We start from the raw sequence: 17,544 nt of genomic DNA, 5'->3' as shown, positions 1-17,544 counted from the left end.
GGTGACCATTGCCCGACCCGAACCTGGCCCGGATTTCGGTGCCGTCCGGCCGGTGCCGCGTACCCCGTCGGGTCTCTTCCCCTCCGGGCCACCGACCCGGCCCACCTACCGCGAGCCGCACCCGGTCACCGGCGGTGGGGTCGCCGCCGGTGGCGGCGCGGCGGCCGGTTGGCTGCTGCTGTTCGGCCTGCTCGGCACCGATGTGGCCAGCTACGCGTGGTGGACCGTGATCGCCGGCCTGCTGGCCTGGGTCTCCGCCCTGGTGCTGGTCCGTTACGGCGACCGAGGGGTGGCCACCGGGGTCGCCATCGTCACGGCGGGTGGCTGGAGCATCGCCGCCGCCGTGGTGGCGGTCCGCTGGGCGACCAGCGGCGACTGGCCGCTGTGGTGACCGGCACGGACAGGCCCCGAAACGGCGCTCGGTGACTGCACCCTGTGCCCGGTTGGCTGCGTAGCGAACGCCGTCTTGACGTGGCCGCCGAGACTGGGCACGCTCGGCACTATGGCCTGGACCACTCCGCGGCAGGACCCCGATCGCAGTCGCCGTCGCCTGCAGTTGTTGGCCGAGTTGGCGGGCGCCCGGGCGGTCCGCCAGCGCAGCCGCCCGCAGCGGCAGCGCACCGAGCGTCTGCGCCAGCTCATCGCCACCCGCCGCCGAGTCGTCGGCTGAGCCGACTTTGTCAGGAATGACCCGCCCTTCGGGGCGTTGACGGGTCGCCCGCCGACCTGACCGGCTAACGTGCACGCGTAACGAGTCGACGCTGTGTCGAGGGCTATTGGGGGGACCGTGTCGTACTTCGCTGCGGCCGTGGTGCGCGACGACAGTGGCTGGACCGCCGCCGAGGTCAGCCTGCGTGGCGCCACCGACATCGACGAGGTTGCCGACCGGCTGCGTGACGTCGACCAGGAGGCCGACGTGTCGCTGCTCTTCGTCGAGGCCGACGATGCCTACCTGGTGATCCTGCGCCTCGACGAGGGCGAGGACCTGCGGGTGTTCGGTTCGGACTCGGCGTACGCCGAGGAGTCGCAGTTGGGGTCGCTGCTGGTCGGTGACCTGAAGACCTCCGTCACCGGGCTCGACGGTGACGACGAGCCACGCCCGGTGAGCACCGGTGACGAGGAGAGCGAGCAGCCCGTCGTCGACCCCGAGGCCGACCCGGTCGGTGACGCCGATCTGCTGGCCAACCTGGGCATCTCCGCGCAGAAGCTGCTGACCCTCTGCAGCCACGAGGGAATGATGCCGGCGGACGTCACCGTCGAGATCTGCCAGGTGCTCGGCTGCGCCGACGAGGTCGAGGAGCTGCGTGAGGTCTGAGCCGGCCGACGCCACCGACCCGTCGCTGGAGTCGATCGCGCCGGGCCAGCCGACCCCCGGAGTGGTGGGCCGCGCCGGGCCCGGTGCCCACGAGGGCCTGGCCGACCTGGGCGAGGTCGGCCGACGGCAGCGGCACGAGCTGTGGATGCGCCGCGCCCTGGAGATCGCCGTCGCCGGTCCGCCGGTCGACGACGCGGTCAGCACCGACGTCGACGACGTGCCGGTGGGGGCGGTGCTCTACGGGCCGGACGGCACCGAGTTGGCCACCGGACGCAACGAGCGGGAGCTGACCGGCGACCCCACCGCCCACGCCGAGGTGCTGGCCCTACGCCGAGGCGCCGAGCGCACCGGCCGGTGGCGGCTGGACGGCTGCACCCTGGTGGTCACCCTCGAACCGTGCACCATGTGCGCCGGGGCGCTGGTGCTGGCCCGGGTCTCCACCGTCGTGTTCGGCGCGTGGGAGCCCAAGACCGGCGCGGCCGGATCGCTCTGGGACGTGCTGCGGGACCGTCGGCTCAACCACCGCCCCGAGGTCTACGGCGGGGTGCTGGAGGCCGAGACCGCCACCGTGCTGCGCGCGTTCTTCCGCTGACACCGGGCCGCCGCTCAGGCCGGCGGCAGGGTGACCGTGACGATCAGACCACCCGCCGGGCGGGGCTGCGCCTCCGCGGTGCCGCCGTGGGCCCGGGCCACCGCGCGGACGATGGACAGCCCCAGCCCGAAACCCCGCGCACCGACGACCCGCTCGCGCGACAGCCGACGGAAGGGTTGGAACATCGTCTCCACGTCGTAGCCGGGGATGACCGGGCCGGTGTTGGTCACCGTGAGGGTGGGTCGGCCGTCGACCAGCCCGGTGCGCACCTCCACCCAACCGTCGGCGGGCAGGTTGTGCCGCAGCGCGTTCTCCACCAGGTTGAACGTGAGCCGCTCCAACAGCACCGGGTCGCCGCTGGTCGGCGCCGGGGCCAGGGCCCGCCGAACCCGCACGTCGGGTGCCTGCTTCCCGGCCTGATCAGTGGTGTGCGCGCAGACCTCGGCCAGGTCGACCGGCGTACGCTCGGTCAGCTCGTTCTCCGAGTCGGCCAGGGTCAACAGGCCGTCGATCAGCCGCTCGTGCCGTTCGTTGACCGCCAGCAGCGACTCGCCCAACCGCCGGGTCTCCGCCGAGGCGTCCGGGCGGGTGACCGCCAGCTCCACCAGGGCGCGGTTGAGCGCCAGCGGGGTACGCAGCTCGTGCGAGGCGTTCGCCACGAACCGGCGCTGCCCGTCGAAGGAGCGGTCCAACCGTTCCAGCATCTCGTCGAACGTGTCGGCGAGTTCGCGTACCTCGTCCGGAGGACCGGTCAGCGCGATCCGCTCGTGCAGGCCACGGCCGGCGGTGTCCGCGCCCGCGATCCGGCGGGCCGTGCCGGTGATCTGGTGCAGTGGCTGCAACGCCCTGCCGGCGAGCAACCAGCCGAACGCGATCGCCACCGTCGACACCACGATCAACGCGATGCCGCCCTGCGTGAGCAGCGACTCCAACGCGTTGCGCTTCGCCTCGTCCTGCACCTCCTGCACCAGGGCGCGCAGGTTGTCGATGTTCTGCCCGCTGGGCGTCGTGGGGGTGGTCTTCGGCAGGTCGCGCAGTTTCACCCCGAACGGCTGCGGCATCCGCTGATCCACCAGCACGTACGTGACGGCGAGCAGGACCATGCCGGCCAACAGGAACAGCCCTCCGTAGATGAGGGTGAGCCGAGCGCGGATCGTCAGGCGTTTCATCGGATCTGATACCCCGCCCCGGGGACCGTCTCGATCACCGGCGGGTCGCCGAGTTTGCGGCGAAGCTTCATGACGGTCACCCGGACGACGTTGGTGAACGGGTCGATGTGCTCATCCCAGGCGCGTTCCAGCAGATCCTCGGCGGAGACCACCGCGCCGTCGGCGCGGAGCAACTCGGCCAGCACCGCGAACTCCTTGCGGGACAGCGCCACGTGCCGGTCGTCCCGGCGTACCTCGTGTCGGGCCGGGTCGAGCTGGATGCCGGCGCGACGCAGCGTCGGCGGTGCCGCCGGGCGGGACCGGCGGGTCAGCGCGTGCACCCGGGCCGAGAGCTCGACCAGGGCGAACGGCTTGGTCAGGTAGTCGTCGGCGCCGAGTGCCAACCCCGCCACCCGCTCGCGGACCGCCGCCGACGCGGTCAGCATCAGCACCCGGGTCTCCCCGCCCGCGTCCACGATCGCCCGGCACACGTCGTCGCCGTGCACCACCGGCAGGTCCCGGTCCAGAACCACCACGGCGTACTCGTTGACGCCGAGCCGTTCCAACGCGGCGTCCCCGTCGTACGCCACGTCGACCGCGAACGACTCCCGACGCAACCACTCGGCGATGGCGTCCGCCAGCACGTTCTCGTCCTCGACCACCAGAACTCTCACCCCTCCATGGTGCTCGGGGTGCGGTAACGGCGGCATAACCGCCGACGGTAACGCCGGGGATACGCCCACTGCCGTGCACTGAATGCCACGTTCGGCGAACCGCGCCGGACCTGAGCGGAAGCGGACACCATGCGACGACAGATGCTTGCGATCCCCGTCCTGCTCGCCCTGGCACTGTCCGGGTGCGGAGCGGCAGGCGACGACGGCGGCGGAGTCGCCACCGCCGGTGGGGCGAAGGCCGAGGCCACGGCGAGCGGCACGCCGGTCAGTGACTCGGACCGGCAACTCGCCTTCGCCCGGTGTATGCGGGAGAACGGGGTGGACCTGCCCGACCCGGAGCCGGGCAGCCGTCCCGGCTTCCGGTTCGGCGCGGGCGTGGATCAGCAGAAGGTCCAGGCGGCCATGGAGAAGTGCCAGGACAAGCTGCCCAACGGCGGGCAGGGACCGCAGCTCAACCCCGAGCAGGCCGAGCAGATGCGCACCCTGGCCAAGTGCATGCGGGAGAACGGGGTGCCGGACTTCCCGGACCCCGACGCCGACGGGCGGGTCCGGGTCGGGGCGGGGGGCAACGCGATCAACATCGGAGATCCGGCCATGAAGGCCGCGCTGGAGAAGTGCCGGCAGCACGCGCCGCAGTTCGGGGGTGGCCGGTGACCGGCACCATCCGACGCTCGCGGCTGCGCGCCGCCGTCACCGGCGGCGTTGTTCTGCTCGTCGCCGCCATGGGCGTGGTCGCCGCGGTGGGCTTCGGTGGCGGTGCCGACGGGGGCCGCGCCCAGGCCGGGGGCGCGCCACCCGCCACCGCAACGGTCACCCGGCAGACCCTCGCCGACTCGGAGACCGCCGACGGTGAGCTGGGGTACGGCACGACCCGTACCGCCACGGCGAAGCTCAGCGGCACCGTCACCGCGCTGGCGGCGACCGGGTCGACGGTACGGCGGGGCAAGGCGCTCTACCTGGTCGACAACGAGGAGGTGGTGCTGCTCTACGGCGGGCTGCCCGCGTACCGGACCCTCGCCCCCGGGGTGGAGGGTGCCGACGTCACGCAGTTCGAGCGCAACCTCGAAGCGCTGGGCTACACCGGCTTCACTGTCGACGACGAGTACACCGACGCCACCGCGGACGCCGTCCGGGACTGGCAGGAGGACCTGGGTCTGACCGAGACCGGTCGGGTCGAGCCGGGGCGGATCGTGTACGCCGACCGGGAGGTCCGGGTGGAGAGCCACCAGGCCGACGTCGGCGATCTCACCCAGCCCGGCCAGGCGGTGCTGACGTACACCGGCACCAGCCGGGTGGTCACCGTCGAGTTGGACGTGGACGACCAGCGGTTGGCCAAGCGCGACGCGAAGGTCAGCGTCCGGCTGCCGGACGGCAGGGCGGTGGCGGGCACGATCAGCACGGTCGAGACGGTCGTCCAGGCCGGCGCGGCCGGCGCCAACGGGCAGCCCGGCGACGCCGAGACGAAGATCGAGGTGACCGTCGCGGTGACCGACCCGAAGGCCCTCACCGGCTTCGACCAGGCCAGCGCGGACGTCACCTTCACCGTCTCGGAGCGTCGTGACGTGCTCACCGTGCCGGTGGCGGCGCTGTTGGCGCTCGCCGAGGGCGGCTACGGCGTCCAGGTCGCCGAGGGCGACGCGAGCCGGGTCCTCGCGGTGACCACCGGGTTGTTCGCCGAAGGCCGGGTGGAGGTCACCGGTACGGGTCTCACCGAGGGCACGACGGTGGTGGTGCCGACATGAGCGGCGAGGTGATCGTGCTCGACCGGGTCAGCAAGCGGTACGCCGGCGGCGTCGTCGCGTTGGACGATGTGTCGCTGCGGATCGGCCACGGCGAGTTGGTCGCGATCGTCGGCCCGTCCGGCTCGGGCAAGTCGACCATGCTGCACCTGATCGGCACCCTGGACCGACCGTCGTCGGGCAGCGTGCTCATCGACGGGTACGACGCGGCGAAGCTGACCGACCGGGAACTGTCCGCGCTGCGGGCCACCCGGATCGGCTTCGTCTTCCAGCAGTTCCACCTCGCTCCCGGCGTTCCGGTCGTGGACAACGTGGCCGACGGGTTGCTCTACTCCGGCGTACCCCTGAGGCGGCGGCGCGACCGGGCGGAGGCCGCGTTGGTCCGGGTTGGCCTGGGCCACCGGCTGGGGCACCGGCCGCACGAGCTGTCCGGCGGGGAACGGCAGCGGGTGGCCGTGGCCCGCGCGGTGGTCGGCGAGCCGGCGGTGCTGCTCGCCGACGAGCCGACCGGCAACCTCGACTCCCACTCCGGTGCCGGGGTGTTGGAGTTGCTGCACGATCTGCACCGGGCCGGCACCACCGTCGTGGTGATCACCCATGACCGGGAGATCGCGGGGAGCCTGCCCCGGCAGGTGCGGATGCGCGACGGCGCGGTGCGGTACGACTCGGCCCTCACGTCGGGCGGGGTCGGCTGATGGCGACCCTGACCCCGGCCCGACTGGGGCCGGCGGACGTCCTGCGCGTCGGCGGGGTGGGGCTGCGGACCCGTCCGCTGCGCGCGTTCCTCTCCGCGTTGGGCATCGCGATCGGCATCGCCGCGATGATCGCGGTGGTCGGCATCTCCTCGTCGTCCCGGGCCGAGCTGGACCGGGCGCTCGACGCGCTCGGCACCAACCTGCTCACCGTCGAGCCGGGCAACACCCTGTTCGGCGCGGACGCGCAACTGCCCGAGGCGTCGATCGCGATGATCGGGCGGATCGGCCCGGTGACCGAGGTGTCCGCGACCGGGCAGCTCGCCGACGCCAAGGTGTACCGCTCGGACCGGATTCCGGCGGCGGAGACCGGTGGCATCGCCACCCGGGCGGCCCGGCTGGACCTGCTCGGCACCGTCGGGGCCGAGATGGCCACCGGCACCTGGCTCAACGAGGCGACCGCCCGCTACCCGGCGGTCGTACTCGGCGCCACCGCGGCGCAGCGGCTCGGGATCACCACGGCGGACCCGCAGGTGCAGGTGTGGCTGGGTGGGCGGCCGTTCACCGTGGTCGGCACCCTCGCCGCCGCACCGCTCGCCCCGGAGTTGGACACCTCGGCGCTGATCGGCTGGCCGGCGGCGACCGAATACCTGAGCTTCGACGGCCACCCGACCACCGTCTACACCCGGGCGCAGGAGTCGCAGGTCGAGGCGGTCCGTTCGGTGCTCGCCGCGACCACCAACCCGGAGGCGCCGAACGAGGTCGAGGTGTCCCGGCCCTCGGACGCGCTGGCCGCCGCCGAGGCGACCGACGACGCGTTCACCGGCCTGTTGCTGGGCCTGGGCGCGGTCGCCCTGCTGGTCGGTGGGGTCGGTGTGGCGAACACCATGGTGATCTCGGTGCTGGAACGCCGGGCCGAGATCGGCCTGCGCCGGTCACTCGGCGCCACCCGCGGTCAGGTCCGGACCCAGTTCCTCGCCGAATCGCTGCTGCTCTCCGCGTTCGGCGGGATCGGTGGGGTGGTGCTGGGCATCCTGGTCACCTCGGGTTACGCGCTGTCGCAGCACTGGCCGACCGTGGTGCCGGCCTGGGCGATGCTCGGCGGGGTGGGCGCGACCCTGGTCATCGGCGGCTTCGCCGGCCTCTACCCGGCGGTGCGCGCCGCTCGCCTCTCACCGACCGAGGCGCTGGCCGCCGTCTGAAGCCGCTGCCTCTGCCTGACCGGGCCTGGTCAGGTGGGGTGCGAAAGAGCGGTATGACTCTGAGGCATATTTATACCTCTGAGTCATACCGCTCTCGGCAGTGACGCCGTCCGCCGGAACGGATCAGGCGATGATCGTGTCGAGGGCGATCTCGACCATCTGGCTGAAGGTCTGCTCGCGCTCCTCCGAGGTGGTCTTCTCGCCGGTCTTGATGTGGTCGCTGACGGTCAACACGGTGAGCGCGCGGGCCTTGAACCGGGCGGCGATCGTGTACAGCGCCGCCGACTCCATCTCCACCGCAAGCACGCCGTAGTCGGCGAGGGTGTCGTAGAGGTCCGGCCGGTCGGTGTAGAAGGCGTCCGCTGCCAGGATCGGCCCGACGTGCATGGTGATGCCGCGCCGCTCGGCCACCTCGACCGAGGTACGCAGCAGCCCGAAGTCGGCCACCGGGGCGTAGTCGATCAGCCCGTCGAAGCGCATCCGGTTCATGTTCGAGTCGGTGGACGACCCGATCGCCGCCACCACGTCCCGCAGTTGCAGGTCGGTGCTGAGGGCACCACAGGAGCCGACCCGGATCAGCGTCTTCACGCCGTACTCGTTGATCAGCTCGTGGGCGTAGATGGAGGCCGACGGCATGCCCATGCCGGAGCCCTGGACGGAAACCTCGACGCCGTTCCAGCGGCCGGTGAAGCCCAGCATGCCCCGAACCGTCGAGTAGCAGGTGGCGCCCTCGAGGTAGGTCTCTGCGATCCACTTGGCCCGCAGGGGGTCACCCGGCATCAGGACCCGCTCGGCGATCTCGCCCGGCTTCGCGCCGATGTGCGTACTCATGGCAAAGATCCTGCCAGGCCGGCCCGGGCGATACCGGTTCGGCGTCGGAACCGGCGGTCCTGTACCCTCGTCGGCGGTGGCGTGTCCGAGCGGCCTAAGGAGCACGCCTCGAAAGCGTGTGAGGGTTAACGCCCTCCGAGGGTTCAAATCCCTCCGCCACCGCTCTGAGATGCAGAAACGCCCGGTCGATCCGCGAGGATCGACCGGGCGTTTTCGCGTCAGAGCTGTTGCTCGCCGCCGTCGACGACGAGCTCGCCGCCGGTCATGAAGCTGCTCTGGTCGGAGGCGAGGAAGAGCGCGGCGTTGGCGATCTCGTCCGGGTGTGCCATGCGCTGCATGGGTACGCCCGAGGCGATGGTCTGGAGCAACCCGGGGGCCTCCGCGGGGCTGGGCGCGAGGCCCGCGAGCCCGGGGGTCTCGGTCGAGCCGGGCACCAGGGTGTTGACCCGGATCTTCCGGCCGATCAGTTCGGCGGCCCAGGTACGGCCAAACGAGCGGATGGCCGCCTTTGACGCGGCGTAGACGCTGAACGCCGGGGTGCCGTTGCTGGCGGCGGTCGAGCCGGTCAACACGATCGAGGCGCCCTCGTTGAGCAGGGGCAGGGCCTTCTGCACGGTGAAGATGGTGCCGTAGATGTTGGTGTCGAAGGTGTTGGCGACGTGCTCGATCGTGATCGAGTCGAGCGAACGGAACTCCCCACCGCCGGCGTTGGCGAACACCACGTCCAGCCCGGCGCCCCGCTCCTCGATCGCCCGCATCACCCGGTCCAGGTCGTCGAGCTTGCTGACATCGCTGGCGATGCCGGTGACGTTCGCGCCGATGCTGGCGACGGCCTCGTCCACCGGGCCCTTGCGGCGGCCGGTGACGAAGACGTACGCGCCTTCGGCGGCGAAGCGGCGGGCGGCGGCCAGGCCGATGCCCGTGGTACCCCCGGTGACGAGGGCGGTCTTGCCGTCGAGCTGTCCCACGATGGATCTCCTTTGTCGGGATGTGGTCGTGTGCGGCCGGCCGGGCCTGAAGCAGGTTCTGTACCGAGCGGTACATATCCGAACGTAGCAACCCTCGACGGGGTCCACAAATTTCTGTACCAATCGGTTCTGGCCGCCGATAGATGTGCGGAGAAGAGGTGGTGGGCTGTGCCACAGCGAGGGCGACCACGGGGCTTCGACGCCGACGAGGCGCTGGAGCGCGCGGTGGAGGTGTTCTGGCGTCAGGGATACGAGGGCGCCTCGGTGAACGACTTCGCCGAGGCCATGGGCATCAACAAACCCAGCTTTACGCCACCTTTGATGGCAAGGCGGAGCTGTTGCGCAAGGCCGTGGCCCGCTACGCCGAAAGGGACATGGGGTACGCGAGGGACGCCTTCGCCCAACCGACCCGCCCGGTCTGAGCGGTCACCGTTCGAGCAGCGCCGCCACCCCGTCGAGCAGTCGTTGCAGGCCGAATTCGAAGAGGCTGTCGACGTTGAGGTCGACCGCTGTCCGGCTGAGCCGGGCCAGATGCGGAAACTCGCCCGCCGCGAACAACCCATCGAACACGTCGGCCTGGGCCGCCATCCACTCGTCGTCGGTCAGGCCGGTGTCCTGCTCCGCCTCAACCCCCCGCTCCAGGTTGATGGCGGTGCCGCGAACATGGTTGGCCAGTGCGACCACCAGGTGGAGCTGGGTGTGCTGGTCCAGGCCGTGCCGGGCGAGGGCACGCAGCGCCCACTCGGTGTGCGCGACGGCGTGCGGTGCCATCAGAGGGCGGGTCAGCGAGACGACCTGGGCCAGCCAGGGATGCCGCCGGTAGATCGACCACTGAAGTCGGCTGAGCAACTCCAGTTGGGCTCGCCATCCGGGCGGGAACGTGCGCGGCAGTCGATGCGCGGCGAAGGCCGCGTCCGCCATCAGCACGAGAAGCTGCTCCTTGCCCCGAACCTGCCGGTACAGCGACATGGTGGGGACGTCCAACTCCATCGCGATGCGCCGCATGCTCAGCGCCGGTAACCCCTCGGCGTCGGCGATCGTCATCGCGGTCCGCACCACCTGGTCGCGGGTCAACCCTTGGACAGGCAGCCGCCGAACACCGGCCGGTGCTCCGCGACTCGGCGTGGTCGGCGCAGCGCCGGTCACCACCATGCCCACACCCGGCACCGCCCGGACCAGGTTCTCCTGCCGAAGCGCGGTGAGCGCCCGGCTGGCGGTCGCCATGGCGACGCCCCACTCCCGGACGATCTGCCGGGTGGACGGCACCCGATCGCCCGGGCCCAACTCGCCCGCCAGGATGCGCCGTCGCAATTCCCCGACGATGCGCAGATAAGGGGGAGTGGTCTCGCCGATCTCTGTCACGATCGCCTCCCGCCGGCCTCGCGGTGACCGTAGCGCACTAGAGCACCGGCCGGCGCCCTGCCGATGGTCGCGCCCTTCCTGCCGCGGCGTACTAGAGCTCCCTGGTCGGGTGGTTGCCAGCTCGACATGCTCAGCGCAGCCCGGTGCGTACGCCATACCGGCGTCGACGAAATGGGGAGAGCATGAGACGTGATCCGTACCCCCGATGGGCCGTCGCCTTGGGCGCTGTCGTCCTCGTCGGCCCGGCGATGGCCGTCGGTCCGGCGGCGGCCGACGACGACCGCCGGAGCGCTGCCGTCGTTCGGACCGACCAGGGCGCGGTGCGGGGGACCGTCGCGGCGGACCACCGGTCGTTCCAGGGCATTCCGTACGCAAGCCCGCCACTGGGCACGCTGCGCTGGACCCCGCCGCAACCCGGTCCGACGTGGACCGGAGTACGCGACGCGACCCGGCCCGGTGCCGCCTGCGCGCAACTGCAGGGGCTGCCGATGGACGCACCCTCGGAGTCCGAGGACTGCCTCTACCTGAATGTCACCACCCCGCGCTCCACGGCACGAACGCCGCGACCGGTCATGGTCTGGTTGCACGGCGGGGACTTCCGGTTCGGCAGCGGCGACGGGTACGGCGGGCAGCGGCTGGCGGCCGGTGGTGACGTCATCGTCGTCACGGTGAACTACCGGCTCGGCGCGCTCGGCTTCCTGGCGCATCCGGCACTGGCCGAACAGGACGGCGCCACCGGAAACTTCGGATTGCAGGATCAGCAGGCCGCGCTGCGCTGGGTACGGCGCAACGTGGCGGCCTTCGGCGGCGACCCGGGCAACGTCACTTTGTTCGGCCAGTCCGCCGGGGCGACCAGCGTCTGCGCGCAGCTCGCCGCGCCCGCCACCGCTGGCCTTTTCCACCGCGCGATCATGCAGAGCAACTCGTGCGCCAACCCGGTCCAGACCCGGGCCGAGGCGGTCCGGGCGGCCCAGGAGTTCGCGCGGCGGATCGGCTGCACCGACCCGGCTGTGGTCGCCGCCTGCCTGCGCGGACGTACCCCTGCCCGGCTGATCGAGACGGTTGGCTATCCCGGCGCGGGTGTCGACCTCGGCCCGGTCGTCGACGGCCACACGTTGCCGGTGGACCCGGCCGAAGCGTTGACCACCGGGAGGCTGCATCGGGTGCCGGTGATGACCGGGATGAACCGGGACGAGTCCCGGCTCGTGGTGTGGGGGATGGAACGGGTCGGGCTCAACTGCCCGGAGCCGCCGAAGCCGGACCAGGAACCGGAGTCGTGCCCGCTCACCGACGACCAGTACCGCGACCAGGTACGCGCCATGTTCGGTGACCGGGCCGAGAAGGTGCTGGCCCGCTATCCGCGCGACGAGGCGCAGCCGGCCAGCGCGACGTTGGGTGCGGTGCTGACCGATCACGACTACGCCGAGCCGGTCTACTCCGCGGCGATGATGTTCGCTCGGCGGGTGCCGACCTTCGCGTACGAGTTCGCCGACGAGTACGCGCCGTTCTTCACCGCGGGACCCGAGCCGACGTTCCCGGCCGGCGCGTACCACTGCGCCGAGCTGCCGTACCTGTTCACGGTCGACTACGCCGAGGCGCTCACGCCGACTCAGCGGCGGCTCTCCGACGTCATGGTCCGGACCTGGACCGACTTCGCTCGGACGGGTCGGGCGGGCTGGCCTCGACTGGGCGGCGGTTCTTCCTACGTGCGGCTGCTGACCGGTGACGGCGGGTCGGGAACGAGCGATTTCGCGACGGCCCACTCGTACGACTTCTGGCGGTCGCTCGCCCGTTGACGACGGTGTCCGGCGAGCCGGCTCTCCGAGTGAAGAGCCGGCTCGCCGCCCGTCACGCGCCGGGGTTGCTGGCGTCGCGGTGGGTCAGCTGGTACGTGGCATCGACGCCGTCCGCCTCCAGGATCACCGTGACCGGTCCGTCAGGTAGCGAGCAGGAGATGGTCCGCTCGATGGCGTAGCCGGTCGGGCCGCAGTAACGACGCCCCTCCGAGTCGTACACCGACAGACGAGCGTCACCGGTGCCGTCGGTCCGCTTCCACGTGATCGACTCCGTGGCGGCGCGTGCGTCGGCCGGGATCGAGAAACAGACCCCGAACCGGTCCGCACCCGTCGTCACCGTGGCACCCGTCGCACCCGCCGGCAGCGTCGGGCAGGCGGGTGGGCCGTCGGTACGTGCGAACGCGAGCGAGTACGGCCCGTCCGGGGCACCGTCGCGCGAGTTGAGCACGGCGAGGAACGGCGCCTGGCCGGTCAGCTCGCAGTGGTACTGGCGCAGCGCCCAGGAGGAGTCACACATGAAAGCCCCGGTGGAGTCGATCACCGTCACGTCGGGTGAGCCGGCTCCGGTGGCGTCGCCCGGTAGCAGTTCGCTGATGAGGGCGCCGGAAGGGCTGCTCAGCTGGAGGCAGTCGAACTGGGCGGGGGTGGTGAGCTGCCCCCGTACCGGTGCGTCCTGCCAGCCGGTGTCGGACACCGGCCGGCAGTCGGACGGCAACCACGGCAACACCGCGAGGTGGTACCGCAGGCTCTCGCCGATCACCGAGTCCAGGGTGCCGCCACCGAGCACGAGCGTGTACCTGCCGGCGGCGGGAACCTGACATGACATATCCGTGCACACCCGGTGTCCGGTGCTGTCGTAGACGTTCGCGTACTGCCGGTGGTTGTCTTCCCCGACGGCCTTGACCCGGTAGGCGCCCGCAGCGGGAAGATCCAGGACGCGGCAGCGGATGCCGCCGAGCGGGCCGGCCGGGGCCGCGTTGTACGCCCCGGGCGTGACCGTCGGGCAGCCGGTCGCGTCCGAGAGGCTGCGCACCTGCATCCGGTAGGTCAGGTCGGTGTCCTCCGACTCCCATCGGGAGAGGTAGGAGACGACCCGGAAGGTCCCGGTCGACGGAAGGACACAGCCGTCCTCCCCCTCCGACGTCTCGGCGCACACCACGCCGCCCTGCTCGTCGACGAGCCAGGAGGAGACGTCGTTGTACCGGTCCGGGGTCCGGTAGACCATGACCCGCTCACCGGCCTCGCCGTGGAACGGCTGGCAGTTGGTCTGCACCGCCGAGGTCTGGTGCATCGTCAGGGTCGGCTGGTCCCAACCGAGCCCGGTGGGGGCGGTGCAGCCTTCGGTCTGGTCGAGCCGGGCCACCGCCACCCGGTAGGTGACCGGTTCCCAGTTCCAGTTCTGCGCCACCAGCGTGTAGGAGCCGGCCGCCGGTGCCGCGCAGGATCGCGCCGAGTCGAACTCCGTGCACACCACCTGTCCCGCGTTGTCGTACACCCGCCAGTTGAGGTACTGGTTCGCGTACTGATCCATCCGAACGACCAGCGGGCCCGGGGTGGTGACCCGCAGCGCTTGGCAGCTGATCCCCTCGTTCGGTGGCGCGGTGCCGGTCCCGACCGCCGCGCCCGGGTCGCCGAACGCGGTCAGGGGCAGGGCCGGGCAGCCGACGGACCGCGAGAGCCGCGGCATCTTGAGGGTGTAGGCGGCCTCGTTGCCGTAGGTCTCCTGGAGGAAGAGCCGGTACGGCCCGGGCCCCTGGAGCGTGCACTCCGTGGGGTAGCGCACCGAGCAGACCGGCTGGAACTGCCCGTTCAGGATGCCGCCCTGGATGTCCTCGGCGCCGCCCGGGTCGGCCAGGTGCAGGACCGTGCCGGCGGGCTGCTGGAACGTGAAGCAGCGGGCGGCCAGGCCGGCGGGCAGCGTGCCGCTGCGTCCAACGGAGGCGAAGGAGAAGAAGCTCTCGGGCAGACTGGCGCAGGTGGAGGGGGTTCGCATCGACTCTGCCGACAGCGAGTAGGCGCCCGTGCCGGTGTTGTAGCTGAGCGCCACCGTCACCGTGTAGGTGCCCGCGGCGCCGAGCACACAGTCCGTCAGGTATGAGCTGACATAGCAGGTGTGGGTGCCATCGGCGCCCTTGACCTCGGCCCCGACCCCGTCACCCGAGATCGCTCGAAGCCGGACGTACAGGGTGTCCTGGTCAACCGTCGAGGTGATCGTCCACGTGTGCTGTGCGGCGCCTGCGATCGACGCGCAGTTCTTGACCTTGCCAAGCGGAAGCTGTCCGCCGCAGGTGGCGGACGTGCTGCCGACCTTCGCCGGAGTCTTGTTGGCCGGGGCCTGAGCCGAGGGGGTGACCGCCGCTTTCGCCGGCACGGTGGCCGGGCGCGGCTGCTCGGTCGTCACTGCCGGTCGCGCTGACGGCTCCCCTGTCGGGGCGGCGGTGGCAGGACCGGCCAGCAGGCCCGCGCCGGCGGCGCTGAGGGCGGCCACGGCCGTCCACCTCGCCAGGTGTCTCCATAGTGGATCAAGCATGGTTGTACGCACGTTCAACTCCCCGTGAGAGTCGCGCGATCTGCGCGAGCGAGGAGATAATTCCACGGAGGTCAATCGCCGACAATCGGCTTGTCAGGCCCTGTGGCTGGCGGTTCAGCAGGGGCTGACGCCCTCGTCGAAAAGGCGGCGGGCCCAGTCCGCGTACCCGGCGATGGTTTTTCGGACAGTGCGCCCGTCGTGCAGGAACAGGTACGCGCGATCGCCGCTGCGGGCGAGTAGCCCGTCGAGGCGGTGCGTCCCCTGTGGAGCGCGTAGTCGGCTGACCTCTGGATAGCGGTCCCAGACCTGGTCGACCGGTGAGCCCGCCGTTATGCCCTCCGGCGTCCGCATCGGGTCGCCGACCCAGAGCAGCACGAGTCTGTCCTCCATGAAGACCGGGCTGACCGTGTCGTGGCCGGCGAGCACCAGCCCGCAGGCGTCCAGGCTGGTACGCAGGATGCCGCGTCGGGTCAGCTCGTCCTCGGTGGCGCCGAACTCGATGTTCCGCAGGCCGTTCAGGTCAATGATCTCCACGCTGCCGGCGGGCCGGCTCTCCGGGATCGGCCCGGTTGGCGGTACGCCGCTGCCAGCGATCGAGGCAGCCGTCATCAGCATGGCAATAAACGCAAATTGTCGCAATTTCATGGAATCCCCCAGTCCCCAACGGAACGGGGGCGTTCAGGTTGCTACCGGTCCCCGTATTTTTGGTTTTCCCACTGCTCGACCAGTTCGTCCCAGTAGTCGGCGCTGAGTCGACGCCGTCCGTGCGCCAGCCAACCGTCGGTGTTCCGCTCCAGGTGCAACCCCAGCTCGGCGAACGGATCGATCCAGGTGCCGGGCTCGACACCGAGCTGGGTCAGCGCAGAGTTGATCGGCCATTGCTCGCGCGGTGCATCCAATTCGTCGTCGAAACGAGGACCCCAGGACAGCGACCCACCCAGCCACACCGCAGCCGATTGGTAGCCGACGCCGCCACCGAACTCCGCCTCCAGATAGGCCACCGGTCCCGACTGTGACCAGCGGGTCAGTAACTCAAGCAACGCCGGCGACAACACCAGGCCGAACGGGTGCTCGGCGCTGCGGTCGTCCGTCGCGAAATCCGGCAGCGACCCGGTCAGCTCCACCACCAGTTGCGGGGTGACCGGCAGCAACGCGAAGTCCTGGCGCAGCTCACCGAGGACCGCGTGATCCAGCTCGACGGTCTGCTCGCGGAGTAACTCGACATCCGCGACCACCGCGCTGAGCTGGTAACCCATGGGAACCTCCCGTCGTCCACAGCCTGTGGATAGAACATGTGTACGACGGAATGTCGGCCCGTCGGTGCCTGGCACGGTACCGGGGTCTCGCCCCACGAGCGGGGCATCGGCGAGCAGGGCGACGGTTGTACGGTCCTGACCATGGCCAATCAACTGAGCGTCTCCGGTGTGCCGTTCCCGCTCGTGCCCTCGTCCGCCGAGCTGTGGCGGGTCGATGAGGCGGCCGGCACCGTGGCGGTCGAGGCGCAGCGGCACACGGACATCTTCATCGACCCCAGCACCGGCTCCGCCGAGGCGGCCGAGACCACCACGGTCAGTGCCGGGTCGACGCTCAACGCGGCGACGCTGCTGGGGGACCTGCCGACGGGGGACTTCCAGTTCAGCGCCCGGGTCACCGTGGGCTTCGCCGCCACCTTCGATGCCGGAGTGCTTCTGCTGTGGCTCGACGACCGGCGCTGGGCCAAGCTCTGCTTCGAACTCTCGCCAGCAGGCGACCCGATGATCGTGTCGGTCATCTGCCGAGGCGTCGCCGACGACGCGAACGCCTTCGTCGTACCCGACCGGTCGGTGTGGCTGCGGGTCTCCCGGGTCGACGGGGTCTACGCGTACCACGCCTCGGTCGACGGTGAGACCTGGCAGCTGATCCGCGTCTTCCTCCTCGACCCCGACACGTCTCGTGACCGGATCGGCTTCGCGGGCCAGTCCCCGACCGGTGAGGGGTGCGGCGTGACCTTCGACGAGATCACGTTCCGGGCAGAGCGTCTGGGCGATCTCCGCGACGGCTCCTGACCTAACTGCCGCGGTGGGCGTGTGACCGGGCGCAGGTCAGGCGCGCCGGGAGAGCTGGCTGACGAACGCACGCCAGGGCGACTGCCTGAACGCGGTGTCGCTGACCGACGGGAGAGCCGGCGCCATTCGGAGTACCCACGGACCTCCGAAGCGCGCCGGCCCGCGGCCCTGTTCGTCCGGTCAGCCGTCGATGCTGGGCCATTCAACACTCGAGCAGCTTGGCTGGATCAGGTTGTCCTTCCCGTCGACCAGGCAGATCTTGAGCCCGATGACCTCGTTCTTCGCGACGTTGTTCGGGAAGATCGTGTACGGGTCGTAGATGACCGAAGTCCACGCGCCGTTGCCGTTGTACTTCGTGCCGAGGTACTTCCCGTGCAGCCACGCCCAGACCTGCACCCCGTGGCCATCGGCGGCGATGTCGCGGATGACCAGATAGTCGTCGTTGTCACCGCCGCCGGCCGCGCCGGGGCCGTAGTCGACGAAGTCGACTACGCCGCCCCCCTGGAGGGTGTAGACCGTGTAGTCGTCGTTGCCGGCGGCAGCCGCCGGGTTCGCGGTGGCCAGGATCGCGGTCAGCGCCACCGTCAACGGCAGCAGTACCCGCCTGGCAAGGGCTCGTGTCATGTCCGTCGCACTCCTCTGCATCGCTC

General features: G+C 71.0%; 19 protein-coding genes and 1 tRNA gene. 11 read left to right on the top strand and 9 right to left on the bottom strand.

The window, feature by feature from the left end; translation table 11 throughout:
* Nucleotide 1: 1 nt before the first annotated feature.
* From AC5L30_RS13980 to AC5L30_RS13965, 4 genes are all read left to right on the top strand, one after another.
* Entirely contained in the window at nucleotides 2-391 is a 390-nt protein-coding gene (locus AC5L30_RS13980; RefSeq protein WP_494867635.1) for a hypothetical protein, read from the top strand.
* Nucleotides 392-502: 111 nt separating this feature from the next.
* Nucleotides 503-670, top strand: coding sequence for a hypothetical protein (locus AC5L30_RS13975; RefSeq protein WP_167493094.1), 168 nt, complete (start codon nucleotides 503-505; stop codon nucleotides 668-670).
* Between the two features lie 117 nt (nucleotides 671-787).
* Complete coding sequence (locus AC5L30_RS13970; protein WP_494867633.1) at nucleotides 788-1,315, top strand: tRNA adenosine deaminase-associated protein; 528 nt, start codon at nucleotides 788-790, stop codon at nucleotides 1,313-1,315.
* A 145-nt stretch (nucleotides 1,316-1,460) separates the two neighbouring features.
* Nucleotides 1,461-1,907: a nucleoside deaminase gene (locus tag AC5L30_RS13965; RefSeq protein WP_327036568.1), complete on the top strand. Its 447-nt coding sequence runs from the start codon at nucleotides 1,461-1,463 to the stop codon at nucleotides 1,905-1,907.
* Between the two features lie 14 nt (nucleotides 1,908-1,921).
* Here AC5L30_RS13965 and AC5L30_RS13960 read toward each other — a convergent pair whose 3' ends face one another.
* Together AC5L30_RS13960 and AC5L30_RS13955 are read right to left on the bottom strand one after the other, a co-directional pair.
* Nucleotides 1,922-3,076 carry a sensor histidine kinase gene (locus AC5L30_RS13960; RefSeq protein ID WP_494867632.1) on the bottom strand — a complete coding sequence of 385 codons (1,155 nt, stop codon included), beginning with the start codon at nucleotides 3,074-3,076 and terminating at the stop codon, nucleotides 1,922-1,924.
* Nucleotides 3,073-3,729, bottom strand: a complete 657-nt coding sequence (locus AC5L30_RS13955) for a response regulator transcription factor (RefSeq protein ID WP_181518658.1) — start codon at nucleotides 3,727-3,729, stop codon at nucleotides 3,073-3,075. The genes AC5L30_RS13960 and AC5L30_RS13955 overlap by 4 nt, the downstream gene beginning before the upstream one ends.
* Nucleotides 3,730-3,870: 141 nt before the next feature.
* Here AC5L30_RS13955 and AC5L30_RS13950 point away from each other — a divergent pair, with 141 nt between their 5' ends.
* The 4 genes from AC5L30_RS13950 (at nucleotide 3,871) to AC5L30_RS13935 (ending at nucleotide 7,362) form a co-directional block, all read left to right on the top strand.
* Nucleotides 3,871-4,383 carry a hypothetical protein gene (locus tag AC5L30_RS13950; protein WP_494867630.1) on the top strand — a complete coding sequence of 171 codons (513 nt, stop codon included), beginning with the start codon at nucleotides 3,871-3,873 and terminating at the stop codon, nucleotides 4,381-4,383.
* A gap of 68 nt (nucleotides 4,384-4,451) precedes the next feature.
* The gene (locus tag AC5L30_RS13945; RefSeq protein WP_494867678.1) at nucleotides 4,452-5,471 is read left to right on the top strand and encodes a peptidoglycan-binding protein; all 1,020 of its coding nucleotides are present in this window, start codon (nucleotides 4,452-4,454) and stop codon (nucleotides 5,469-5,471) included.
* The gene (locus AC5L30_RS13940; protein ID WP_494867628.1) at nucleotides 5,468-6,163 is read left to right on the top strand and encodes an ABC transporter ATP-binding protein; all 696 of its coding nucleotides are present in this window, start codon (nucleotides 5,468-5,470) and stop codon (nucleotides 6,161-6,163) included. The genes AC5L30_RS13945 and AC5L30_RS13940 overlap by 4 nt, the downstream gene beginning before the upstream one ends.
* On the top strand, nucleotides 6,163-7,362 hold the full coding sequence (locus AC5L30_RS13935) for an ABC transporter permease (RefSeq protein WP_494867626.1): 1,200 nt from the start codon (nucleotides 6,163-6,165) through the stop codon (nucleotides 7,360-7,362). Before AC5L30_RS13940 ends, AC5L30_RS13935 begins: the two co-directional genes overlap by 1 nt.
* A gap of 123 nt (nucleotides 7,363-7,485) precedes the next feature.
* On the opposite strand, the gene deoD is transcribed toward AC5L30_RS13935, so the two are convergent.
* Nucleotides 7,486-8,193, bottom strand: a complete 708-nt coding sequence (gene deoD, locus AC5L30_RS13930) for a purine-nucleoside phosphorylase (RefSeq protein ID WP_074315244.1) — start codon at nucleotides 8,191-8,193, stop codon at nucleotides 7,486-7,488.
* Between the two features lie 75 nt (nucleotides 8,194-8,268).
* On the opposite strand from deoD, the gene AC5L30_RS13925 reads away from it, so the two are divergent.
* Nucleotides 8,269-8,355 (top strand) — tRNA-Ser (locus tag AC5L30_RS13925).
* A gap of 56 nt (nucleotides 8,356-8,411) precedes the next feature.
* On the opposite strand, the gene AC5L30_RS13920 is transcribed toward AC5L30_RS13925, so the two are convergent.
* Together AC5L30_RS13920 and AC5L30_RS13915 are read right to left on the bottom strand one after the other, a co-directional pair.
* Nucleotides 8,412-9,161 carry an SDR family oxidoreductase gene (locus AC5L30_RS13920; RefSeq protein ID WP_494867624.1) on the bottom strand — a complete coding sequence of 250 codons (750 nt, stop codon included), beginning with the start codon at nucleotides 9,159-9,161 and terminating at the stop codon, nucleotides 8,412-8,414.
* A 426-nt stretch (nucleotides 9,162-9,587) separates the two neighbouring features.
* Nucleotides 9,588-10,523, bottom strand: a complete 936-nt coding sequence (locus AC5L30_RS13915) for a TetR/AcrR family transcriptional regulator C-terminal domain-containing protein (protein WP_494867622.1) — start codon at nucleotides 10,521-10,523, stop codon at nucleotides 9,588-9,590.
* A 182-nt stretch (nucleotides 10,524-10,705) separates the two neighbouring features.
* Here AC5L30_RS13915 and AC5L30_RS13910 point away from each other — a divergent pair, with 182 nt between their 5' ends.
* Nucleotides 10,706-12,319 (top strand): carboxylesterase/lipase family protein, encoded by a 1,614-nt coding sequence (locus AC5L30_RS13910; protein ID WP_494867620.1) that lies wholly within the window; start codon nucleotides 10,706-10,708, stop codon nucleotides 12,317-12,319.
* Between the two features lie 52 nt (nucleotides 12,320-12,371).
* On the opposite strand, the gene AC5L30_RS13905 is transcribed toward AC5L30_RS13910, so the two are convergent.
* The 3 genes from AC5L30_RS13905 to AC5L30_RS13895 form a co-directional block, all read right to left on the bottom strand.
* Nucleotides 12,372-14,807: a hypothetical protein gene (locus tag AC5L30_RS13905; protein ID WP_494867618.1), complete on the bottom strand. Its 2,436-nt coding sequence runs from the start codon at nucleotides 14,805-14,807 to the stop codon at nucleotides 12,372-12,374.
* A gap of 156 nt (nucleotides 14,808-14,963) precedes the next feature.
* Nucleotides 14,964-15,458, bottom strand: coding sequence for a hypothetical protein (locus AC5L30_RS13900; protein ID WP_494867616.1), 495 nt, complete (start codon nucleotides 15,456-15,458; stop codon nucleotides 14,964-14,966).
* Between the two features lie 77 nt (nucleotides 15,459-15,535).
* Nucleotides 15,536-16,105, bottom strand: coding sequence for a hypothetical protein (locus AC5L30_RS13895; RefSeq protein WP_494867614.1), 570 nt, complete (start codon nucleotides 16,103-16,105; stop codon nucleotides 15,536-15,538).
* Nucleotides 16,106-16,246: 141 nt separating this feature from the next.
* Here AC5L30_RS13895 and AC5L30_RS13890 point away from each other — a divergent pair, with 141 nt between their 5' ends.
* Nucleotides 16,247-16,894 (top strand): DUF1349 domain-containing protein, encoded by a 648-nt coding sequence (locus AC5L30_RS13890; RefSeq protein ID WP_494867613.1) that lies wholly within the window; start codon nucleotides 16,247-16,249, stop codon nucleotides 16,892-16,894.
* A 180-nt stretch (nucleotides 16,895-17,074) separates the two neighbouring features.
* Here AC5L30_RS13890 and AC5L30_RS13885 read toward each other — a convergent pair whose 3' ends face one another.
* Nucleotides 17,075-17,518 (bottom strand): hypothetical protein, encoded by a 444-nt coding sequence (locus AC5L30_RS13885; RefSeq protein ID WP_494867612.1) that lies wholly within the window; start codon nucleotides 17,516-17,518, stop codon nucleotides 17,075-17,077.
* Nucleotides 17,519-17,544 lie beyond the last annotated feature (26 nt).

This window comes from Micromonospora sp. BQ32, assembly GCF_059358895.1.
This window is presented reverse-complemented; position numbering and strand designations above follow the sequence as displayed.

Coding starts and splice junctions, on each gene's coding strand:
- AC5L30_RS13975 (WP_167493094.1), top strand. CDS start 503: ATGGCCTGGACCACTCCGCGGCAGGACCCCGATCGCAGTCGCCGTCGC.
- AC5L30_RS13965 (WP_327036568.1), top strand. CDS start 1,461: ATGCGCCGCGCCCTGGAGATCGCCGTCGCCGGTCCGCCGGTCGACGAC.
- AC5L30_RS13960 (WP_494867632.1), bottom strand. CDS start 3,076: ATGAAACGCCTGACGATCCGCGCTCGGCTCACCCTCATCTACGGAGGG.
- AC5L30_RS13950 (WP_494867630.1), top strand. CDS start 3,871: ATGCTTGCGATCCCCGTCCTGCTCGCCCTGGCACTGTCCGGGTGCGGA.
- AC5L30_RS13945 (WP_494867678.1), top strand. CDS start 4,452: ATGGGCGTGGTCGCCGCGGTGGGCTTCGGTGGCGGTGCCGACGGGGGC.
- AC5L30_RS13940 (WP_494867628.1), top strand. CDS start 5,468: ATGAGCGGCGAGGTGATCGTGCTCGACCGGGTCAGCAAGCGGTACGCC.
- AC5L30_RS13935 (WP_494867626.1), top strand. CDS start 6,163: ATGGCGACCCTGACCCCGGCCCGACTGGGGCCGGCGGACGTCCTGCGC.
- deoD (WP_074315244.1), bottom strand. CDS start 8,193: ATGAGTACGCACATCGGCGCGAAGCCGGGCGAGATCGCCGAGCGGGTC.
- AC5L30_RS13910 (WP_494867620.1), top strand. CDS start 10,706: ATGAGACGTGATCCGTACCCCCGATGGGCCGTCGCCTTGGGCGCTGTC.
- AC5L30_RS13900 (WP_494867616.1), bottom strand. CDS start 15,458: ATGACGGCTGCCTCGATCGCTGGCAGCGGCGTACCGCCAACCGGGCCG.
- AC5L30_RS13895 (WP_494867614.1), bottom strand. CDS start 16,105: ATGGGTTACCAGCTCAGCGCGGTGGTCGCGGATGTCGAGTTACTCCGC.
- AC5L30_RS13890 (WP_494867613.1), top strand. CDS start 16,247: ATGGCCAATCAACTGAGCGTCTCCGGTGTGCCGTTCCCGCTCGTGCCC.
- AC5L30_RS13885 (WP_494867612.1), bottom strand. CDS start 17,518: ATGACACGAGCCCTTGCCAGGCGGGTACTGCTGCCGTTGACGGTGGCG.